The sequence below is a fragment of the Lactobacillus sp. RTP31084st1_F9_RTP31084_210423 genome, assembly GCF_040919545.1.
Lineage (GTDB): Bacteria > Bacillota > Bacilli > Lactobacillales > Lactobacillaceae > Lactobacillus > Lactobacillus paragasseri.
Genome location: NZ_JBCOVH010000006.1, coordinates 1 through 21,032 on the forward strand (window position 1 = coordinate 1; position 21,032 = coordinate 21,032).

20 protein-coding genes are annotated in these 21,032 nt (G+C 31.3%); 11 read left to right on the forward strand and 9 right to left on the reverse strand.

The window, feature by feature from the left end; genetic code table 11:
• Positions 1-284 precede the first annotated feature (284 nt).
• From AB5359_RS09435 to AB5359_RS09485, 11 genes are all read left to right on the forward strand, one after another.
• The gene (locus tag AB5359_RS09435) at positions 285-551 is read left to right on the forward strand and encodes an AbrB/MazE/SpoVT family DNA-binding domain-containing protein (protein WP_368280158.1); all 267 of its coding nucleotides are present in this window, start codon (positions 285-287) and stop codon (positions 549-551) included.
• Entirely contained in the window at positions 551-898 is a 348-nt protein-coding gene (locus tag AB5359_RS09440; RefSeq protein WP_144842131.1) for a type II toxin-antitoxin system PemK/MazF family toxin, read from the forward strand. Before AB5359_RS09435 ends, AB5359_RS09440 begins: the two co-directional genes overlap by 1 nt.
• On the forward strand, positions 891-1,121 hold the full coding sequence (locus tag AB5359_RS09445) for a hypothetical protein (RefSeq protein ID WP_144842132.1): 231 nt from the start codon (positions 891-893) through the stop codon (positions 1,119-1,121). Before AB5359_RS09440 ends, AB5359_RS09445 begins: the two co-directional genes overlap by 8 nt.
• Positions 1,122-1,151: 30 nt before the next feature.
• Positions 1,152-1,373, forward strand: a complete 222-nt coding sequence (locus AB5359_RS09450; RefSeq protein ID WP_195212538.1) for a hypothetical protein — start codon at positions 1,152-1,154, stop codon at positions 1,371-1,373.
• Positions 1,374-1,530: 157 nt separating this feature from the next.
• Positions 1,531-1,830: a type II toxin-antitoxin system RelB/DinJ family antitoxin gene (locus AB5359_RS09455; RefSeq protein ID WP_144842134.1), complete on the forward strand. Its 300-nt coding sequence runs from the start codon at positions 1,531-1,533 to the stop codon at positions 1,828-1,830.
• A complete protein-coding gene (locus AB5359_RS09460) occupies positions 1,817-2,236 on the forward strand; it encodes a hypothetical protein (protein ID WP_230630826.1) in 420 nt (139 codons plus the stop codon). The genes AB5359_RS09455 and AB5359_RS09460 overlap by 14 nt, the downstream gene beginning before the upstream one ends.
• A gap of 23 nt (positions 2,237-2,259) precedes the next feature.
• Complete coding sequence (locus AB5359_RS09465; RefSeq protein WP_229036601.1) at positions 2,260-2,403, forward strand: translation repressor RelB; 144 nt, start codon at positions 2,260-2,262, stop codon at positions 2,401-2,403.
• Positions 2,396-2,563, forward strand: coding sequence for a type II toxin-antitoxin system RelB/DinJ family antitoxin (locus tag AB5359_RS09470; RefSeq protein WP_006585508.1), 168 nt, complete (start codon positions 2,396-2,398; stop codon positions 2,561-2,563). Before AB5359_RS09465 ends, AB5359_RS09470 begins: the two co-directional genes overlap by 8 nt.
• A 469-nt stretch (positions 2,564-3,032) precedes the next feature.
• Positions 3,033-3,272 carry a hypothetical protein gene (locus AB5359_RS09475; RefSeq protein ID WP_195212537.1) on the forward strand — a complete coding sequence of 80 codons (240 nt, stop codon included), beginning with the start codon at positions 3,033-3,035 and terminating at the stop codon, positions 3,270-3,272.
• A gap of 494 nt (positions 3,273-3,766) precedes the next feature.
• Positions 3,767-6,067, forward strand: coding sequence for a lanthionine synthetase LanC family protein (locus AB5359_RS09480; RefSeq protein WP_195212536.1), 2,301 nt, complete (start codon positions 3,767-3,769; stop codon positions 6,065-6,067).
• A gap of 13 nt (positions 6,068-6,080) precedes the next feature.
• Positions 6,081-7,664 (forward strand): ABC transporter ATP-binding protein, encoded by a 1,584-nt coding sequence (locus AB5359_RS09485; protein WP_195212535.1) that lies wholly within the window; start codon positions 6,081-6,083, stop codon positions 7,662-7,664.
• Positions 7,665-8,478: 814 nt separating this feature from the next.
• On the opposite strand, the gene AB5359_RS09490 is transcribed toward AB5359_RS09485, so the two are convergent.
• From AB5359_RS09490 to AB5359_RS09530, 9 genes are all read right to left on the reverse strand, one after another.
• Entirely contained in the window at positions 8,479-11,019 is a 2,541-nt protein-coding gene (locus AB5359_RS09490; protein ID WP_368280154.1) for a DNA topoisomerase, read from the reverse strand.
• A 68-nt stretch (positions 11,020-11,087) separates the two neighbouring features.
• On the reverse strand, positions 11,088-11,537 hold the full coding sequence (locus AB5359_RS09495; RefSeq protein ID WP_368280152.1) for a hypothetical protein: 450 nt from the start codon (positions 11,535-11,537) through the stop codon (positions 11,088-11,090).
• A gap of 42 nt (positions 11,538-11,579) precedes the next feature.
• Positions 11,580-12,638: a DUF3991 domain-containing protein gene (locus AB5359_RS09500; protein ID WP_006585506.1), complete on the reverse strand. Its 1,059-nt coding sequence runs from the start codon at positions 12,636-12,638 to the stop codon at positions 11,580-11,582.
• A 15-nt stretch (positions 12,639-12,653) separates the two neighbouring features.
• Complete coding sequence (locus tag AB5359_RS09505) at positions 12,654-13,139, reverse strand: hypothetical protein (protein WP_006585505.1); 486 nt, start codon at positions 13,137-13,139, stop codon at positions 12,654-12,656.
• A 13-nt stretch (positions 13,140-13,152) separates the two neighbouring features.
• Complete coding sequence (locus AB5359_RS09510; protein WP_224783614.1) at positions 13,153-15,639, reverse strand: hypothetical protein; 2,487 nt, start codon at positions 15,637-15,639, stop codon at positions 13,153-13,155.
• Positions 15,640-15,662: 23 nt separating this feature from the next.
• Positions 15,663-15,824: a hypothetical protein gene (locus AB5359_RS09515; protein ID WP_006585503.1), complete on the reverse strand. Its 162-nt coding sequence runs from the start codon at positions 15,822-15,824 to the stop codon at positions 15,663-15,665.
• Positions 15,825-16,026: 202 nt separating this feature from the next.
• Positions 16,027-17,766 carry a glycoside hydrolase family 32 protein gene (locus AB5359_RS09520; RefSeq protein WP_368280151.1) on the reverse strand — a complete coding sequence of 580 codons (1,740 nt, stop codon included), beginning with the start codon at positions 17,764-17,766 and terminating at the stop codon, positions 16,027-16,029.
• A gap of 121 nt (positions 17,767-17,887) precedes the next feature.
• The gene (locus AB5359_RS09525; protein ID WP_006588103.1) at positions 17,888-19,936 is read right to left on the reverse strand and encodes a hypothetical protein; all 2,049 of its coding nucleotides are present in this window, start codon (positions 19,934-19,936) and stop codon (positions 17,888-17,890) included.
• A complete protein-coding gene (locus AB5359_RS09530) occupies positions 19,929-20,960 on the reverse strand; it encodes a DNA cytosine methyltransferase (RefSeq protein ID WP_006585498.1) in 1,032 nt (343 codons plus the stop codon). The genes AB5359_RS09525 and AB5359_RS09530 overlap by 8 nt, the downstream gene beginning before the upstream one ends.
• Between the last annotated feature and the right edge of the window lie 72 nt (positions 20,961-21,032).

Consider the following 21,032-nt stretch of genomic DNA (forward strand, 5'->3'; position numbering starts at 1 on the left):
GCATGAACTTCTTTTGCTCGAGCAAGTTGTCGATCCAAGTTTTGTTCTTCAGAACTAACTCTTGCATAAAAAACTAACGCCATTTACGATTTTCCTTCTTATATTTTGTTACAGTATTATGTTACACTTTTTTTCGTTGCTTTTCAGCAATAAGAAAGTGTAACAATAGGGGACACCCTAATGTTACACTAAACAGATATATTTAATACAACATCTTCTAATTTATGATAAAATAAGACGTAAGAGGTAAGACGTAAATAGTAAGAAGTGAAAAGGAGAATACCATGGATAATCCATATACTGGAAAAATATCCCAAAAGGGTCAGTTAGTAATTCCTGCAGCAATTAGAAAGGCTTTAGGTTTAGATAAAGGGGCTAAAGTTTCTTTTGAAGTAAAAAATAATGAAGTAATTGTAAAAAAGCTTCCGACAGCTTTAGATTGGTCAAATTTAATTGTTGAATTACCTGAAGAAAAGGTTGAGATTGATAAAAACGGTCAGTATGATCCAAAAAAATCTCCTAATTTTCATGACTGGATGGTTAATGGCTAATGAAACCGATGGAGATTTACATCGCAGACGTACCATTTGATGATAAAGATGATTCAAAAATACGTCCGGCTTTAGTGGTTAAAGTCAGTGATGAACGTGTAAATATATTTAAAGTAACAACAAAATTTAAAAATAAATCTAAAAAGATAAGGCGACTATATTATCCAATAAAAAAATGGAAAGAATCAGGCTTAAAAGAATTATCCTATGTAGATACACATAGAACATATAATATATCACAGAAAGCGGTATTTAGTAGAAAGCCAATTGGTAAGTTAGATAATGGAGATATTGTTGGGTTATTTGAGTTTATCCAAAAAATAAAAAAGGAAAGCAAAAATGTATGATCAAGACCAAATAGTAGAAAACTATAGTAGATTACGTAATGATTTCAAATTTCAAAAATCAATGTCAATTTTGATATTAACAGAAGCAGTACTTAACAACAATCAAAACTCTACTATTATTGAGCACGCTATAAATACAATTCGAAAAGATTTTACGAAAGACTGGGTTAAACAAATGATTAAATTAATTTGTACTGATCCGGAATTAAGAATTATGTTCTAAATTAATGGATTTGATTGAGGAAAAATAACTATGAATAGGTCTACAATAGAAAAATCAATAAAGGAATTTGAAACATATTTTGAAGGAAGACCAAACAAGGTTGAAGTAGTAACTCGAATCGTATCAAACAAAGCGGCTGATTTTTGGAACAATACATCTAGACTAACAGTTCGAGAAAGAGAAGAAGAAATAAAAGATTTAGGATGTAATCCACTAGAACAGAAACCAATTGGAAAAGAAAGACTTAAGTAGTTATGAAAAATCCAAATAGCTAAAAATCGGTATTAGATTGATTAGGTTCAATAATACCGATTTTTGTGTGATTAAAGTCAATTATTGTACCACATAGTGCATATATATGGTACAATAATTGATGAAGATATAGATAAAGAAAAATAGGTGAATTCAAATGATAGAAAGAAATAGATCAAGATTCCAAGTACGAATCGATTCAGATTTGGTAAGTGGTGTAAAAGCTAAGCTAGCTCAAGCAGGTATTGATCAGCAAAACATATTAAATGCTTTTTTAACTTATGTTGCATATACTCAAAAAATTCCTTTTCAAAAATTAACCAAAAGAGAAGAATTACAAGCAAAAGCAGCAGCTATCTTTGCTGCTGATAATGAGGATAAAGAAATTCCTGAAATTACTAATGAAAAAGACTTAGAAGATTGGTATGCAGAAAATGGTGATAATGATGAAGAATGATCATTTTCAACCGTTTGATGTAGCTTCTATTTTTTGGATTTATGAGGAAGATATAGATAGTAACAAGGATAAAAAGAGGGGGAAGCTTAGACCTGGTTTAATTACAGGTTTCACTCCAGATGGTAAGGCAGTTTTTCAGAAGATTACCACAAAGTTTAAGAATAAAAGCCCATTCATTAAGCTTAGATACTATAAAATTCAAGATTTAAAATCAGCAGGTTTAAATAGAGAATCATATATTGATATTAAAGATAGTAGAATTATTAAATTAGATAATATTGTTAAAAGAGGGAGTCTATCAGAAAAGGATATTGATGATTTAATTGATTTTAAACAAACATATCCAGAAAGGCTTAGAAAATTTCAATTAAAACAAATTAATAGGAATAGAGGACTAGAAAGATGAATAAGGATTTAGTAAGAGTTCAAATGAACTCACAGATTATTGAGGCGGCAGAAAATGTTTTTAAGAAGAATAATTTAACTGCAAGTGAAGCTGTAACATTATTGTATGAGAATATTTTATTAAAACCAGAATTTCCTTTTCCTTTGCAGGTAGAAAAACATGAGTAAACAAAGATTAGTTTTGATGGTTGATGATGACTTGAAAAAAGAGTTTAAAAGGACTGTGGAAGATATGGGCCTGACTTCTACGGCTGCTGTTACTCTTTTTATGCAACAAGTAGTAAATCAAAAAAGAATACCATTTAATCCAACTTATACTAAAAAGTAGTACGATTTAAAAAACACAGATTTAAAGTTTTTAGATTGAAGAAAAAGTAAATAAAGATGAATAAAACTAAAGAGCTTACTATTTTTAAAAAGTAGAAAATATAGATATTTTTTAGAGATATGCGTAGAAAAGAGAGGAGCGATTTTTATCAAAACAATTAATTATTACACGAGATTAATGACCATGACCTACCAAGACGCAGTTAATTTTTTACAAAAAAAGTGTAAATGTCATTATGATTACTTTAATGAACAATCTTTTAATAATTTAAAACATAGAAATTTTAGAACAAAAAATGGTAATTACCGATTGCCTAACCATTAATCCAAAGCGGTCGAAATACAAGTCAGATGGATTAATATTACATCATGTTTATGAGAATAAGTTTTCAAATTTATCGTACTTGTCATCTATAAGACAACATAATGACTTTTTATATCAAAGAAAGAAGAATTTGGTCTATTGTAACTTGTTAGAACATTTGATTTTGCATGCCTTGATTTTTAAAGAAACAAAAAATGAAAAACTTGGTATAGGTGGTTATAAATCTTTGCCAACTCAGATTGAAAACTTATATTTAGTTGAGGAAAGCCAAAACGAACAAAATGAACAAGCTAAAATTAATCATGAATTAAAATCAGCAATAGGGTTAACTTGGTCTGAAGTGAATGAAATATTAGTTGCTAGTAAGGCATTATTAAAAAAATAATTATATGTATGTTTAGATATTTATTAATTAAAATTAGACTCGAAGAAAATATTCAAAGAAAAAGAATCAAACATCTTTTTTCCAGTTGTTTGATTCTTTCTCAAAACTATTCATCTTCTACTTTAGGCTGTTTGACAAACAGCCTTTTTATTTTCTATTTAATCTACAAAAATCCTGTTGATGGATATTATAATATCCATCAACAGGATAAATTTTTATAATCTATAAATATTATTTAGTAGAAATTTGATTGCTACAAATTCCAGTCCATTCAGCTTCTGTAGCGTTAACTTCTACATCTAGTTCTTGTAATTCAATTAATTCTTGCATAATAATGATCCTCCTAAAAAAATATTAAAATAAAATTTGATAAAACAAATTTTATAGTGAACATATTAATATTATATTTAATTAATGTCAATAAAAAATAATAAAAATATTGATTTTTGTTAAAAATATTGTAGAATTATGAAAAAAAGGAGATATATTTTATCATGAACGATAGATTATTTTGGAACTTTAACGATAAAATATCTGGAAATTATATGTGGTATAGTACTTCAATTCTGCCGTTATCATTGAATTATGAAGATTTAAGAAAAGTAAGTAGAAATAAAGATCATTATTTTCTTCAATTTAATTTTTCAAAAAATAAAATTCAAGAACATCAAGGGTTTAAAATACATATTTCAGCAACTATTAAGAATTATGAACAGATACTAGACATAATTTTTAATTTTTGCAAAAAAAATAATATTACATTTAAATATATTGCTAATAAATATGAACTAGAAAAGAATTTTTCTGGACTATGTTCGTTTTGGAGTACAGGAAAGTTTATAACTATATATCCTCAGCCTGGAGATTTTAGGTCAATAGTTTCTAAACTTTATTCGCTCCACGAATTAAAAGAACTAAAGGGTATATATATATTAACTGATCGGCGTTATAAGGACTCTAATGTAATATTTTATAGATATGGAATTCTGAATAATGATTCAAATAAATGTATTTTTGATCCAAATGGAAAATATCTATATACAGACTATTCAATTGCTAAATATCAGTTACCATATTTTGTAAATGAACCATTTCCCATAAATAAGGATGAGGTAAGTCCTCACAGTAAGTACTTATTTTTGAAGTATACACCTATTCGGAACATATATAAGAAGTCCTCGGGGTCAGTATATTGTGTAAAAAGTAATAATGGTGATACATATATTCTAAAAAATGCACGTCCAAATTTTTCAGATGGTAATAGTACTCAAATTGAGAGACTAAAGAATGAAAAAATAAAATTAAAAAAATTAATTGATTTTAATTTCTTTCCGCATGTGGTTGAAAGTTTTATAGAAAATGATAATTATTTTTTAGTCGAAACATTAGTTACAGGTGTAACTGTTAATAAATTTCGTGCAGAAGATTTATCAGGATATGCAACAGATACCCAAATTTTACCTAAGAGCTTTAAAGTTTTAGAAATAATAAAAGATATGTGTAGAAAGTTACTTGCATTACATAAAAAAGATATCTTCTTAGGAGATATATCCGCAAACAATATATTAGTTAATGAAAAAACATCAACAATTAATTTTGTAGATGTTGAACAGACTGAATTTAATGTTTCTAAGAAAAAGATATCTTGTTTTTTTAGAACACCGGGTTTTTTTGATAAAAAAACGGCTACTCTTCCTCCTTTGCAGCAAGATATACAGCAATTAGGATATGTAATTATGTCTCTCTTTTGTAGAGCTAATTCTTTCTTAGAAATTGATTCATCGGGTAAAACTACAATTTCATTTTTTAAGGAATTTGCAAAGATATATCATATACCTAAAGCTTTAGTTGAGATACCATTAACTCTGATTAGAAATCCTAGAGAATCTTCTTTAAAAAGTGTTTTAAATGTAAAACTAATTTTAGATTTTGAAAGTGATAAAGAGAAAATTTGTACCTTTCCTGAAGATCTTTTGCTTAAGTTAAGACATACTTATTTTTGTGGTAAGTTAGATAATATTTGCTCACAAGATATTGAACAAATATCCTTTTTTAATAAAGAAGACGTTTTGTATACAGATAAAATTCTCAATTTAAATATGAGATATTTAGAAAACAAAAATACTAATTCAATATCGCAAGAAAGCAAAAACGCAATAAATTTAGCAAAAAAAGAATTAGTAAATTGTTTTTCCAATGCAATTAAATCAGAATTGGAGTCACGTGACTTAAGTATATTTTTAAGTGTTTTAAATTGTTACTTTTTTGCTAATAACTTTGATATAAATACACAGAAAGAAAAGGAAGATATTGAAACAATAATAGATTACTTGCTAACAAATTACAAAGTCGTTAATAATGGTCTTGTTGGATTTCGAAAATCGAAAAAATCAGTTTATATTATGCCATATATATCGAGTGGAACAGCAGGTATTTTGATAGTTTTATTGTTTTATAAATATATAAGTGGCACCGATAAATATGATGAAATAATAAAAACAATAGCATATGGATTTAAATTAACGACGTTACCTAAATCTGGTGGCTTTGCTAATGGTCTATCTGGAATTGTTTACGCACTTCTTTTATATAGAAAAGTAACAGATGATAGTAAGATTGATAATTTGACTAAGAAAATGATCAATGAATTACATATGTATACTATATATTTATCAAATAATTTATATGTGATTTCAGATGATTTTAAACATGTAAGCCTAGATTTTGTGGATGGTAATTTAGGCATGATTAAAGTTCTGGAAAAGGCAAAAAAAGTTCTCAATTGGGAAAGCTGAGGTGAATTAGCTAATGATAAAATCGTTTTTTAAGTCTAATTATAAGTATACTTTTATTTTTATTGTTTCGACTGTTATTGGTGGGGCCTTAGTTGCTTATGGAAGTTACGGTTGGACGCCTGCTACTGACTCTTTAAAAAATCTTGATACTAAAAAATTTGTTTTGTGGATTATTTTGATAGTAGTGACATCAGCTGGTGGTAGAGTCATGCAATTCTTAGCTGGTTATCTCTTTACAAAACAAGAGCAAGAATATTTTCATAATCTAAGGAAAAAGCTTATAAATCATTATTATGAAAGTAAGCCTGTAGATAAGCTATCTAATATGCAAAATAGATTAACAAATGATCTAAAAATTATTAGCGATCAAGCTTTAGATCCAGTATCTAATGTAGTCCTTTGTGTAGTTGATTTAGTATTTTCTGCATATGTAGTTTTAACTTTTAATTTTTGGCTGCTTTGTTTAATTTTAGTTTTAGCAGTAATTATGCTTTATTTGCCAGATTTGTTGTCTAAGCAATTAGAAAAAGCAACAAATGAAGTTTCCTCTAACTATAGCAAGTATATTGATACCATTGAAAAATGGTTAGCAGGGCTAGCAGTTTTACAAAGATATCGGTCAAAGACAAAATTATCTGCTGCCTTAGCTAGAAGTTCTTCAGGATTAGAAAAAGCCACAGTAATTCGAGATAAAAAATCTGTTGAATTACGTAATCTCACTTATACTGCTAATATGGTTGCTCAAGGAGCTGTTCTTCTGGCAACTGGATTATTAGTATTGAATCATCAGTTAACTATTGGTACCCTTATGAGTATTGCGAATTTTTCTAGCTTAATTTTTTCTCAGCTTGTTAATGTTACTTCACAGATTGGTTCAATTAAGTCAACTAGATCGTTAGCAGATAGTGTAATGAAAGAAATTAAAGAGTTACCAAATTCAGAGAAAAAAGAAGACTCTCTAACAAACTTTGACACTCTTTCTACTCATGGTTTAGTTCTTCAGTATCCTAATGGTGAAAAAATCCAGTATCCTGATATTCAGATTAAGGCGGGAGAAAAAGTACTTTTAAGTGGTGATAGTGGAACCGGAAAGTCAACGCTGTTTAAAATGATTTTAAATGAAATAAAGCCTACTCAAGGTAAAATTGTTTTTAAAGATAAACTAGGCAAGATTCTCAATCCTGATTATTCGCAAATTGGATATATTCCGCAAGATCCAGTTGTTTTTCCAGGAACAATTGAAGATAATATTACGATGTTTAATAGTAGACTGAATAAAAAAGCAGCGAATTGGGCACAAAAGGTTCAGTTAGCAACAGACTTTGAAAAGTTCCCTGATGGTATTAAAACTGTCGTAGATCTAGATAAAAAGAATCTTTCTGGAGGACAAAGACAAAAAATAATTTTGGCTCGAACTGAAGTATATAACAGCAAGATTATCTTAATTGATGAAGGTACTTCGGCAATAGATTCGGTTGCAACAGAGCAAATTCTAAAAAATATTCTTAAAGAACCTGCAACGGTAATCTTTATTGCGCATAATCTAACTGATGAAATGGTTCAATTATTTGATCGTAGGATTAACTTAAGTAAGTAAATTTTTAAAAGTAGAGAACATTTATTATCTAAGTGATATAACGGCATTATGTAACTTCATATAATGTATCTTATGTAAAGTAATATATAAAAAGAAAAAAAGAAACTGTCTAGCAACAATACTAGACAGTTCTCAAACAAGCTAAACCATGCTATAATTTATGCAGGTATTGAATGAAATTATATTCAAACAAATTATATTCAAACAATTAGGCTGATAGCTTAGCGGGTTGTGCTTTTGTTCTGATGTACTTCCAATACATCACCAGCCAAGCACATTAGAGAACCCCTTCAAAAGTGATCACCTCTAAATTGTTAACTAGTGCATTGATGTATCGTCAGTGCACTTTTTTATTATAGCAAATTTCGTTGTAAAAAAAGAACCACTCTAGAAATTGATACTTCTAAAGTGGCAAGTAGGATTTATGACGTATTCTGATCAATCCTATAAAATCAAAACACGCGCACTAAGTTCACATAGAATTCCTTAGTACTCTTGTATTTGATAGTATCATAATATCAAGTTCATTTAAAGAATATGTTTTAGAAATAATATATAGGATATAAAAAAAGACCTGAGTGGCAGTTGCCACTCAGGTCTTTCTTTCACGTGATCCTTCAGAGCATTAACAATAGTAATAATAATTATTGTTACATTTCTTGAATATAAACTATTGCCAAATTTATTCAGAATACGTATCACATTATGACTAAATACTATTATATATTTATTTAAATAGTAAGTAAAGCAAAATATGACGGCTTTTCACCATAAATAATACGCATATCGTAAATTTTTTAAAGTAGTTTTTTTGCTAAGCCCATTCTTTCTTTTCTACATAGAAACCCCAGAATGTTTTCCCTTTATATTCTTGTTCCTTTAAGCCACCGGTGGCATACCAAGAACCTTTTTTAGCTTTAAGTTTTATACGAATTTTTTGGCCAGCTAATAATTTGTCTTTTTCACTTTCAGTAAATTTATGAGTAGACCAGCTATTTTTAAATCTAATTTCTTTACCATTTGGTGTATAAATACCTGTAAAATGATTATTGTCGATAAATTTTATGGTGTTCTTATCATAGGCAAAACCCCAGAACGTTTTATCTTTATATTTTTGTTGAGAAAGTTTTCCTTCGACACTTAATGGAGTACCTTTTTTAGAAGTACATTCTATTGTAATTGTTTCTCCATTTAGCAAAGTTTGGAGTTCAGAATCAGTAAATTTATGAGAGGACCAACTATTTTTAAATGTAACTTTTTGACCAGTTGGCTTAAATATTCCTGTAGTTCGTGTACCGTCATCAGGGAATTCAATTTTATTTACGTCAAAGCTAAAACCCCAGAATTTTTTATTTTGATACGTTTTCTCAGATAATTTACCAGGAACAATAATAGCAGTTCCCTTTTTAGATTTACAGTTAACCTTAATAGTTTGACCAGCAAGAAGCTGTTGAATTTCTTCATCAGTAAATCTATGACCACTAAATATTCTACTGAAGTTGATCTCTTCTCCAGTTGGACTATAGATTCCATTAACTCTTTCAGCTGGTTTTGGTAAATCAAGTGCAAGTTTTTGCAATGTTGAATTATTTTTAATTACATTAATATTTTGACGAATTATTGGCATATCATGCTTAACAATAGTCGTCATCAAAGTTGGAATTTTTTCAAATTCAATCTTGAATAGTTTAACTTCTTTCATATATTCAAGTAGTTGTTTAGTAACATGTGGGCTAGAAATTTGACAGCCTTGTGTTAGAAGAGCACTAGCTAAGCCATTAAAGGTAAGCTCATATACATTATTTTTGACTTTAAGTAGAGCAGTTGGATCTTTAGGATTGGAAATATCTGTAATAGTAGTTAGTTGTGTAGCACCAGTTCCGATATTATTTTTCTTTAAAAACTTTCGTAAAAAGCTAAGAGTTGGTTTAGCCGGAGCTGGATTACTCCCCTCATAAATGTATGGAGTAACAGTAGAAAGGAATCCTTGATGATTAGACTTATTAGAATCAGAATCTAGATCTTGTTCGTTGAAGACCAATTTATAATTTAACTTCTTAGGGAGATTAGAAACAGACTTAAAGTCTGGATTATTGGCTAAATGAGCTTTTTGTTGTTCGTAGACGTAATCTTCACATAAGATTGCTAAGTAGGCTTTAGCCAAAGTTATATATATTTCCTTACCGCATTTTCCAAACTTTTTTTCTAGTTCATCTAAGCTAGTGGGTACATTAATTCCTGGACGATTGGCACCGTGATCAGCCTTTGCAGTAATGTATTTTTTACGTGCTGTTCTATGAGTTAATAGAGAATGATCTACTCCAACAACATTGGCAATGCTGTCAACTAAAGGGAGTAACTCATCAAAGTCTTTTTGATCTACCTTGGTATCTTCTGTACGAGGATAAGAGACGTATTCCGCTTCATACATCTTTTGATAAGTATCTTTGACTTGGCTAGTAGTAAACCCTTTTTTACTTAATAAGTCAGCTAATCCCATTAAGTTAATCAAGGAAGGCGGTTCAGTAGTTTTGGTTACATTAGAATCAATAACTACGTTATCCGGCTTATAGCTTAGTAAATCGTTATTAGCATCAGATTTATGCTCAAATCTAAATGTGTCATCATCTTGAAAGTTTCTTTTAAAAACATTCCCGTTGGCATCTTTATATCGAACTTCAAAGTAAGGTTTCTTTACATAGTTTTTTATCTTTTGCCATTGTTGATAAACAATATTAGCTAATGCTGATTTAAATCTACCTAATCTAAGTACTTTAGGATTGTATCCAGCTTGCTTAGCTGCAAGAGTTGCAATTCTACTAAGTTGCATTGAACCATAGTCAAAACGTTGTCGTGAAGTTGCTTCTAAGTATTCACCACTATGAAACTTATCACTAACATCTTTGCGATTAATGATAGCTTCTTTGATTTTGGACTCAGTTGAAAAATAGGCTCTATAAACGGTACTTCTCCACCCAATAGCTTCGATGATTTCCCAAGCGAGCAAATCACCTTCACCTGAGGGATCGCAGTCAGTAGCAATTACAATTGCATCTTTATCTTGAGCAGCCTGTTTAATTTGTTGCACATTTTTCTTCGCATCAGTATCTAAATATGTTTTTTTCCATGCAAAATCGTTTAAATTCCAAGGAAAAACATCATAAGAATTCCATTCTGAATATCTAGCTATCTTATCAGCTGATACTTGATCTTGAGGATCTTTTAACTTTAACAAATGACCGTGGCTGTGTACTAGCTCATAAGTATCAGTACCAATATTACCTGAAATTCCACCAAGTACTTGTGCAAACTTTTGATATGCACTAGATTTTTCTGCTAAGATTAATAGTTTCAATTTTCTTTCCTTTCAAATAAAAAAAGCACTTTGAATTTCTTCAAAGTGCTTACGCAATATATTTTGGGTTACGCATCTAAGTTAATAATGTTTGTTAAATCGATTTTTTCTAACTTTTTTAATTCTTGTTCCAAATATCTTTCTAGTTGTAGATTATTATTAAGATTTAAGTATTTAGAAATAAAATAGTAATCAACATTCATTTTAGCTAGATTTTTGTGAACAAAGTTATCGACCTTTTCAGAATCTACGGAATAGTCATTTACTTTTAACCAGTTTTCTAAAATAAAAGATTTCATTCGTAAATTTTGATTTTGCTGAAAAGTAATAGGCTCATAATTAAGTTGCTTTAGTAACTTATTTGTCTTATTAATAGGATCTGTTAGTCTAATGCCATTATCTAAAGCAATTGTTGCTAGGTATGTGTCATTATCTTGTTCCATAGCAATTCTTTTGGGTGTTGGAGTTAATAGGTTAAAATATACATCTTTGACTGTTAAATTCGTTAAGTTATTCATTTAAAATTCCTTTGCTTTTTTTAATATTATTCTCGGTCTAAATTACGAAAGTTGAAGTTCTCTCCGTTGGATATGTTGTTTAGCTAAGCGTGTTTTAAGCGTACTAGCTTGGACTTGACTTACATGTTTGAGTACATCGTTCCAATCCTTACCATACTTAGTATTAGGTTGGGCGCTTAAAATTTGAAGAACATTTCCGTCAATATCGCGTGCTTGGTATTTCTGCATTTTTTCAACAAATTTATTGCCCGCATCATCGTTATCTACGCCTAATGCTATAGACTTTAGTCTGCTCCCAGATTTAGTAAGTTGCTTGGCTGTTAAGTTAATATAACTTGCAACAACCTCTTTCTTTAGACCATCCATGGAAACGAACCGCGTGTTAGTTAGCTTGGTAGGATTTAAATTATAGTAGCTTAAAGCATCAATGCTTGATTCAAAGAATCTGATGTTTTCTGGCTTTCCTTTTCCTTGTGTTATATCTATTGAATCAAAGCTAAAGCCATAGCCGTATGTAGAATTAGGTTCAATTCGTTTAAGCGTACCTCGTTTACCAAATTTCTCATGGTTAATCCATGTTCCTTGTTTTGTCGCACCTTTAATTTCTCTGGTTTCTGGATCACGCCATAAAAAAAGAGCATTACCGAACTTATCTTGTTCGATTATGCCCTGAGTATGAAGCATTTGTACTAAATCAGCATTTAATCCTCTTCTTTTAGTTAAATATGCTGTTACTTTATTAAACCTTTTATCAATCTCTTTTGGATTAAATTTAAACGGTTCACGTTTGATTTCTTTAGTTTTTGCCTCGTTAATACCAGCCTTAGTTACAATATCCATTGCCTTTAGGAAACGATTTTTTTTATCTAGATTTTCTTCCGATAGAAGATATTCTTTTGCAAAACTTAGAGCACCAACACCGCCGACATTGCGTGAGTTCCAAAACCAAGCATTCCGCGATGGTGTTACAACTAAACTATCATGCTCAACACCTTTGTATTCATTATGACCAGTGTGAGCTAATTCAACGCCAACTTTATCAGCGAATTCTAAAATATCTCCCTTTTCCGCTTGCTTTACTTGCTCATCTGTGTATTTCATAAAAATTTCTTCTTTCTATCTGAGTAAGAAACGTTCTTTACATAAAGCATGTGCTTTAGCTTTTTCACGTTTCATGTAATTTGGATTTAGTTTTCTCATATTTTCTTTAGTCCTCTTTCTTAAGGCTTCAGGTTGTTCTGAGTCTATAGATAACTGCTTTTGTTGCTTAAAAAGTATGTTAGCCACTCTTCTTTCTACCTCGGACAATCCAGCATATTTTGGAATATGAGAATTGGCTTCATCAATGAATAAAGCAACATGATAACCTGAATGATTTTGTGCTGCTTTAGTAGTTGTATATTGAGAAAAATGCAAGATACTATTATCCTGATCTTCATGGATATCACTAATACCTAATTTATGTTTATGACTTAATCGCCACACAGAAAATTCAATGTTTGCTTTATGTGATTGTGTAGCCTTTTCTGTAAGATCCTTCTTCAAGTAAGCTTTTGACCATACTCGTGGACTAATACCATAATCATCTTCGTATTTTGTCATTATATTAATCTCCTTATCTTTCTAAATTCCGTGATTGCATAGCGTGTTTTCTTGCAAGTTGTTTTTTATTAATTTCTCCGCGTCTTGTTGCCCACTTTTCCTTAAATTTTTGGGACAATTCCATAGTTTTAGAGTCCTGAGTTGGTTGCATTCTTCCACGGCTAATCAAAAAGGCTTGTCTATGCATTTCTGCTTTAGACAAACCTTTTTCTTTTTGTGTTCTTGATTGTTGATCAGGTATATTTTGCAATTTATTAATATTTGACTTAATTGCCACTATAAATTTTGAATCGTAGAATTTGCTTTTACTTAACGCATTTTGTTGAGAAAGTAAAGTTTTTTGAGTGTTTTTAATAATAGAGCTTTCATTAGTATCATCAATCTCTTTAGTATTAATATTTAAAGTTGCAAAAAGCCCTTTATGTTTATTGGCAGATTCAGCGTTTCCCCAGACTGTGTATTCTACTTGGCTTGGATTAGATGAATTAACCGATACATCAGTTAAATTTAGTCGTTTCTTTTGATTAAGTTCCTGGATAGCTTGAGCAACTTTAATTGGCTTCTCATTGATTAGGTCATAGTTTTGTTGCTCTTCTAAACTTAGTTTGTTTAGATACTCAACATAACCCCATGCTTTGACGTTTCCACCTACATCTTTACGCTCATCAAAGTTTTCGACCTTTAGCGGCTTAAAATTTTTCATTGGATAAGTGCCAGGATTAATAGGTCGAAATAAGGAGTAGTAGCGGTAAATTTTTGGTTTTTCATTTTCTACTACTTTTTCATTTTCTTGCGATAATTGACGGATTTTTTGTTTTATAGTTGGAAATTGTTTATCGAAATATGAGGAAATCTTCTTTTTGATATCTGGAGTAAAAGTAGAATATTTGATATCAATTTTACTGTTATAAATTTCTTTATCTTTAATTACCGAGTTATTTAATCCAAGATTTGAAGCATAAGTTTCAAAGGCTCGTGCAAACACTTCGCTAGGTGTCTTTAAATAAGTACTCTCTTTAGGAGTGAGCGCCGTTGAGCTGTTTCCGATTTCTGCTTGAATAGATTGCAAAGAGTCGGAAAAGTTTTTGTTAATAGATAGAGGTAAGTTAGATCTACCATTGTAGTTATAGTCTAAGAAATGACCGTATTCATGTACAAAACTTTGTAAGCCCGTTTCTTTAGTTTTCTTATCATATCTAAAGTCGACTGCTAAAGTATTGTTGATTGGTGTAAACATGCCTAGTGCTCTATGATTTTTGAGCTTTCTAAATCGCAAAATAGGTTTAATTCCATTCTTTGCATGAGGTAAAGCAGAAACAGTTTGTTTTAATTCGGGAATAAATTTTTTCAATTCTTCCAAGTCTACATCATTATCAATTTCGACTTTTTTAAAATGTTTAGATAAATCATTAGTGAGACGTTCCATTTCTGTTTGAGTTGTTTTATCAATATTCTTTTTAGTTTGAAAGAATGTTGCATGACTTGATCTAGCTTGCTCAGCATCATATTGTTGTTGTAGCGTTAAGTTGTATGTATCTTTTAAGTATCGATTAACAAAGTTTAACGTTTGATTTTTGGATAAAACGTTTGAAACTGTTGTTTTAGGAATTATTTGATCTTTATTAATAAGGTATTCCGATAGTTCTTTTTCAATTGCAGATTTCGGTTTTTGGTTTTTCTCAGTATCTTCTTTATTAATTCTTATCTTTAATAAGCTTTCTTCTGGTGTATTTTGCCATTCTTCATAAGTTGGCATATGAGCTTGTTTTGCAAATATTTCATAGTAAGCATCAGGGGAAAACAAATATTCATTGCTACTCCCGCTATTTTTAGGATCAGTTAAGTTATCAATAAGTTCGTTGAGTGGCTCTAATGATTTTTCTTTAAAGTTTCGTTTTAAGTCAATATTTAGTTTGTCGTATCCAATCAATAGATCACGACTGTATGCTGTAAAGTATACTTTTTCATTTCTATTATTTGCTCTAGTTATCCAAGGAGTGGTATCTGTGTCTGGCAAACCATTATAGTAAGTATTTAATGAGGCTCGTTGCTTAATAGTTTCGTTCGTATCAGTCCAGTATCTTCTTTGACCATAGTAAGTGGAAGGTATTGAACCGTTGGGTTTGATAAATATAAAAGTTTTTTCACCATCTTTTTGATACTGATAGATATGATCTTCCCATTTATCTTTTTGAGTGTTTTTAAATTTGAATTTCTTTTCGAACTCTATTTTTTCTTCAGGAGCCAGTTTAGAACTATCAACTTTTTTTATCTCATTTTCTTTAATATCTAGCTTATGAGATAAGGCTAAGACTTCGTCTTTATCTGTATAGTCGCCATTTTCAACTCCATTTTTGTACAGATATCGTGCAGTTTTTCGATAAAGCGTATATAGTGTATCGTTAGACGTAACAGTTATTGTTTTGCTGATGTGAGTTAAACCATATTTTTGTTTCATTAAATCAACAATTTTATTTGGTGTATTAATTTGATCAGTCATTTTTATTCCTTCCTGATTTGTTCTTAGTTTTTGATATCTTCTTCGTAATGATCAACTTTAAACTCTTTACAAATACGAGTTAGAGTGTCATAAGCTCCTTCATCGTAATCACTTGTCGGATTTTTAAAATTTTCAACTAGATTGAATAAATATTCAGCAAATTTTTCTTCATTAAATTTTTTCATGGTCAATTTTCCTTTCAAATAAAAAAGCTCCTAATCAATTTGGATTAGAAGCTAAAGATTATAAGTATTAGTTGTTTTCGGTGGACTACGTGCATAGTAAGGCATAGGCTTAGTCTCCTTTTCTTTTTCTGTAACTCTGTAAATTTGTTTTTACTTAATTACAAAAAAGCCAATTAAGTGAAAGAATATTCCTTAATTGGTTTTAATTTTGACTTAAATTTGCTTGAGTAACATCTACTTTATTCCCATTTGTAGGATCTTCTGTGAAAATCTTAAAGTCTTGTTTTTGACTAGTATTAAAGCGAGCTACAGTATAACTTTGACCGTTGGGGAAGAAGAACTCTACTGAATTTTTATCAGTTAGAACTTTCAAATCAACTGAATGCTGATTTTTAACCCCCGAGTCAGCAATATATCCATTCCCATTACCAAGTAGTCCATCATAATAGTAACTTGAAGCAGCTTGACCATTTCTTCCTCTATCTAATTCTCCAGAACGCGTTTTAACGTTGTATAAGCCATTGGACGGATCATAGTTAAGGCGCACATAGTCGTTACCTTGCCAGATATCGATGTATATACGACCTCGGTAGCTACTTTTGGTGTTGTAGAAATGTAAGTTATAAAGCTTATTCACTGATAAGGAAGGAACATCAAGTAAATTATAAATCGTACCATTAGTATCTCTACCATTAGTGAATGGTCGATTGGAAGAGGCATTGATGCCGTTTATAGGATGATCTTTTGATACAGAGTTATAGTGTTTAACTTCTTTACCTTGACCCACAATAGGAGTCGATTTAATACTCATATCGTTACCAAGTTCAAGATTTCTAGCAACAGAATAAGAACCTAAGTGTTTCGTAAAAGCAGAATTTGCAGATTCGTCATTGTGAATCCCATTGGCTGTATAGGACCAGTTACCAACCCAGCCCATTGATTTGATGGCTCTTGAAGCTTCAGCAAGATTTGAGCTACCAGAGAAGTTAGCTCCATAATAGTCAGAACCTTGATCTAGTCTTTTAGCATCAGTTTCGGGGGCAAAAAGTCCATTTTGATCAAGATGACCAACAATGTAATATGTTCCAGTAGTTTGACCAGCATGTGGGGCTTTGGCACCAAAGAAAAGAACTTGTTTAGTTTTCCCATTAGGCATCTTCATTGTACGAAGTGCTGGACATTCTACTGGCGTTGAATCCTGTGTATTGATACCACGCAGATAAGTTCCCATACCTACTTTACTTGCTCCATGAGGATCAGCTTTTGAACAGTGAATGCCATCATGTGATTGATATACTCCAATTTCATTGCCTTCAGCAACATACATCAGCATTTTTCCGTGCCAATATACGACTGAAGGATCTCGTTCGTCCACTTTGTTGTGACTGGTGAAGTTCCAAGAGTGATCAATGACTGGAGAAGCACCATTTAAGACGTGGCTAAAGGTCTTACCGTTGTCACTAGACCAAGCACCCCAGATATTCTGACTACCACCATCATGTTTTTCAAGACCTGAAAAGTAAGCAACTTGCGCTCCTTTAGGCACACCTGCAATTTGACCATTATTGACTAGAACAGTTCCTGTCCATGCACTAGTCCATGTATATGGTGCTTCTGGACCATCTGCTTTAATTGCCTCGTTTTGGGGAGTGAAGTGTACGAAGTCTTTTGTGGTTGTATGATACCAGTTCTGATCGCCTGCTTCGTTAGGATCGTCAGATGTTTTAGAATGCAGGAAGTATAGATCATAGTAGTTGCCCTTACTATTCCAAGCAATTGTCTGCAGATCATTTGACCAGCCATCTTTGGTCGTCAAGTGGTAAATACTTTCGTGAGCAGTGGAAGTTACATTGTCAGCATGTACTGTGGTAGTGGTTAGTGTCATTCCTAATCCTAAGGCCACTAAAGCCCCTGTTGATAATAGTGTATTTGTTAGTTTCATATAACTCTCCTTATTTAGTTCATCATAATTGTTTTTATATTTAACAAATTTTGTATTAGGGGGGAGATTTATTTTTATATTTCATTGCAAAATAAAAACACTTAACTTTTATCGTTAAGTGCTACCTTTCTAATTTCTTATTTCTACTTGCTTTTTTGGCGTGTTCCAGAGCTAGATATTTTTTACTATTTTTTTCGATTTTTGCTTTAGTAGTTTTGGAAACTAAGCTAATATTTTTAACTTCAGAAGTTTTGTCATCGAAGTAAATATCTCTTGTTGCTACATAGGCATTCTCTAGTTTTCTAATTGTATGAACGGGGATCTTTTGTGATAGTTTCTCGAATTTTTGCTTTTCTTCCCCTTGATAGAAACTAGGAAAGCCTAATCTTTCAAGATCTTCATATTCTTTTTCTTCACGATCACGTTGCATGAACCATTGTGAATAGATTGGTTTTTCCAGAAATACCTGTTCTGTTTTTTTATCTATTTCCGTTTTCTTTCCGTATGTTTCAGCATAATTTTTTCGAATTTCAGGATCTGCAAGTTCTAATTTTACTGATTCTAATCCAGATTTCTTAATTTTAAGTTGCTTGTTAAACTTATCCTCATTTTCAATATTTTTCGCCATCTTTTCAATATTCTCTTCTGTTGCATCAAAGCCATATTCTTCTAAAAGTCGCTTGGCATTTTCTCTTCTTGCGAGATTAGGTGTTGCTTTATCTTTTTTAGAATTAGCTTTAATATAGCCAATTGCTTTTTCCTGCTTAGGTTTTTCCATTTTTTCAACTACTTTATTTAAGTTGGTATCTTTTGAAAGTCCCAAAAGAACGTTGGCATCTTCAAAGTCTTTCTTTGATGGATTTATGTAAACATCATATTTTCTTAAATATTTTTTGAAAAGATCTTCGTTAGCATTCTTATCTCGGCCAATATACAAATTACGTTGAATATTTTTAACTTGATCCTGGTGAGTCTTAGCAAAATGTTCTCGATTGATATCTACTAGAGTAGTAGATAATCCATCAATTTTTGCTGGTTCATTTAAGTAGTCTGCAAAACTTTCTAGGTCTTTTCCTATTAATTGAGGTTCTTTTTTATTTTTAGGATTGTAGTAATAAATATCTTGTTTTTGATTCCATTCTAGCCCTTTGACAATTGAAGTTGGTTTTAAAACGATGTTTGCCTTTGCACGGTCATCATCGATAGTTTTATCTGGTGTATAGTAATCATTTTCAATGACACTAAGATCTAAAGACATGGGATCTCCAAGATCAATTGAAAAATCAGGGGCATTAGGAGCAACTTTAGCTAAATCTTTCGACACTTTTTTATATTCAGGATCAAACTCATAATCTTCCAAATTGCTAATCGTGGTAAGTTCTTTTTTTGAAAGATTGTGAATTGCGACTTCCCCATCTTCAATGAAAATGACCCCGTATTTGGAGCCATTGTATACATGATTGAACAAATCGTATCTATCCGATGACACCCATGGATTTTCAAAAAAATCACCATTTTTTAATAGCTTTTCTAAGTTAACGAATTTCATACCGTTAGGTAGTTGGTGGGTGCTTGCATATTTATCAATAGCTTCTTTTTGTTGAAAAGCAATCGAATCATTTGAGTGAGTTTCGTGATAAGATAATTCACTATTGACTGAACTAGTGCTTAGATTGGCCCTCTCAACATCACGATCTTTAGTTGGTTGAGAAAATCTACTTATGTCAGGTCTTTTGTAAAAATCTTTAGCATATGAGATAGCATCTTCATCAGTTGGCAATTCATCAAATTCCTCATGTGCATATATAGCCGTAGTACGACCAACTTTTTTATTTGTAAGAATTCCGGAGCCATATTGTTGCATATATCTGGGTCCGTAATCTTCAGCTTCTCCATCAGCCATAATTTCTTGTTTAACTTCTTCAAGAGAATTTCCTAAATAGAAAGGTTTTTGAAGTTGCTTGCCAATTAAATATAAAGAGTCATTGTGGATATTTTTATACTTGCTGTGTGATAAGTCAGAACCAAAGATGAGATTAAGATCTAAGTCTTTGACTCTATCTTTGAAATGCAACAGTTGTGCTTTACCATCAATAGAATTTTCTCTATTAATAATTACGGGATACTGCTCCACTTTTTGTTTAAATATTTCTCTTTCTTTTTTATTCATTAATATTTCCTTTCAACTTATATCCTATTGTTTCGATTACTGGAACAGTTACTGAATTACCAGCCTGTTTGTATAGCTGGTTATCGCTTAGCCCAGCATTTTTTGCTTTAAAAAATTGTTCATCTGTAAACCCTTGTAGGCGCCAGCATTCTAATGGTGTTAATTTTCTAATTGATAATTCCTTATCTTTTTTTATTAGAACTCCATGCTTGTCAGTTGCTGTTACTGTAAATGCAGGTTCTCCAGCATTTTTAAATCTTCTTCCATTTTGTCTCTTAGCTAGACGATCAGGAGTAAGTACCGCTTCAACTAAGATCTTAGGTTGCCTGTCGCCACCTTGCATTGTGTTTAGTGTAGGAGATAGTCCGTGAACAGAGTAAACTCTTCCAGTTTGTGGATTATTGCCGAATGACTTATTCGAGCGATAATTACCTACCTGCTTAATTTTTGATTGCTTAATAGAGTTTTGACTTTGTCTTTGGATAGGAAATACTTTATTGGAACATTTACCTCTAAGATGTCCGATAAGGTAGACTCTTTCTCTGTTTTGAGGGACGACTTCTTTAGAGTTGATAAGTGACCATTCGACATCGTACCCGACTGAGTCCATTTCAATGAGAACGCGGGCGAAGTCCCTACCGTTTCTACTTGATAAAAGTCCCTTAACGTTTTCCATGAAGAGATAGGTAGGAATCTCTTGTTGGTTTTTAGTTCTTTCTTTAAGCAGTCTGATAATCTCAAAGAACAAGGAGCTTCTTTTTCCGCTAATGAGTCCGTCTTGTTGACCAGCGATTGAAACATCTTGACAGGGACTTCCGAAGGTCCAGATGTCGGCTGTTGGTAAATCTTTTCCTCTAACTTGTCTAATGTCATATCCTGTAAATTCTCCTTTTGTATCGTACATAGCCTGGTAGCTTTTTCTTGCAAATTTATCGAATTCTACAAATCCAACGCATTTATGACCGGCTTTTTCTAGTCCAGATCTAAAGCCACCGATTCCAGCAAAAAAATCAATAAAATTCATGGTATTTTCCTTTCAAATAAAAAAGCTCCTAATCTAAATTGATTAGGAGCTAAAAGCAAAAGTATTAGTTAT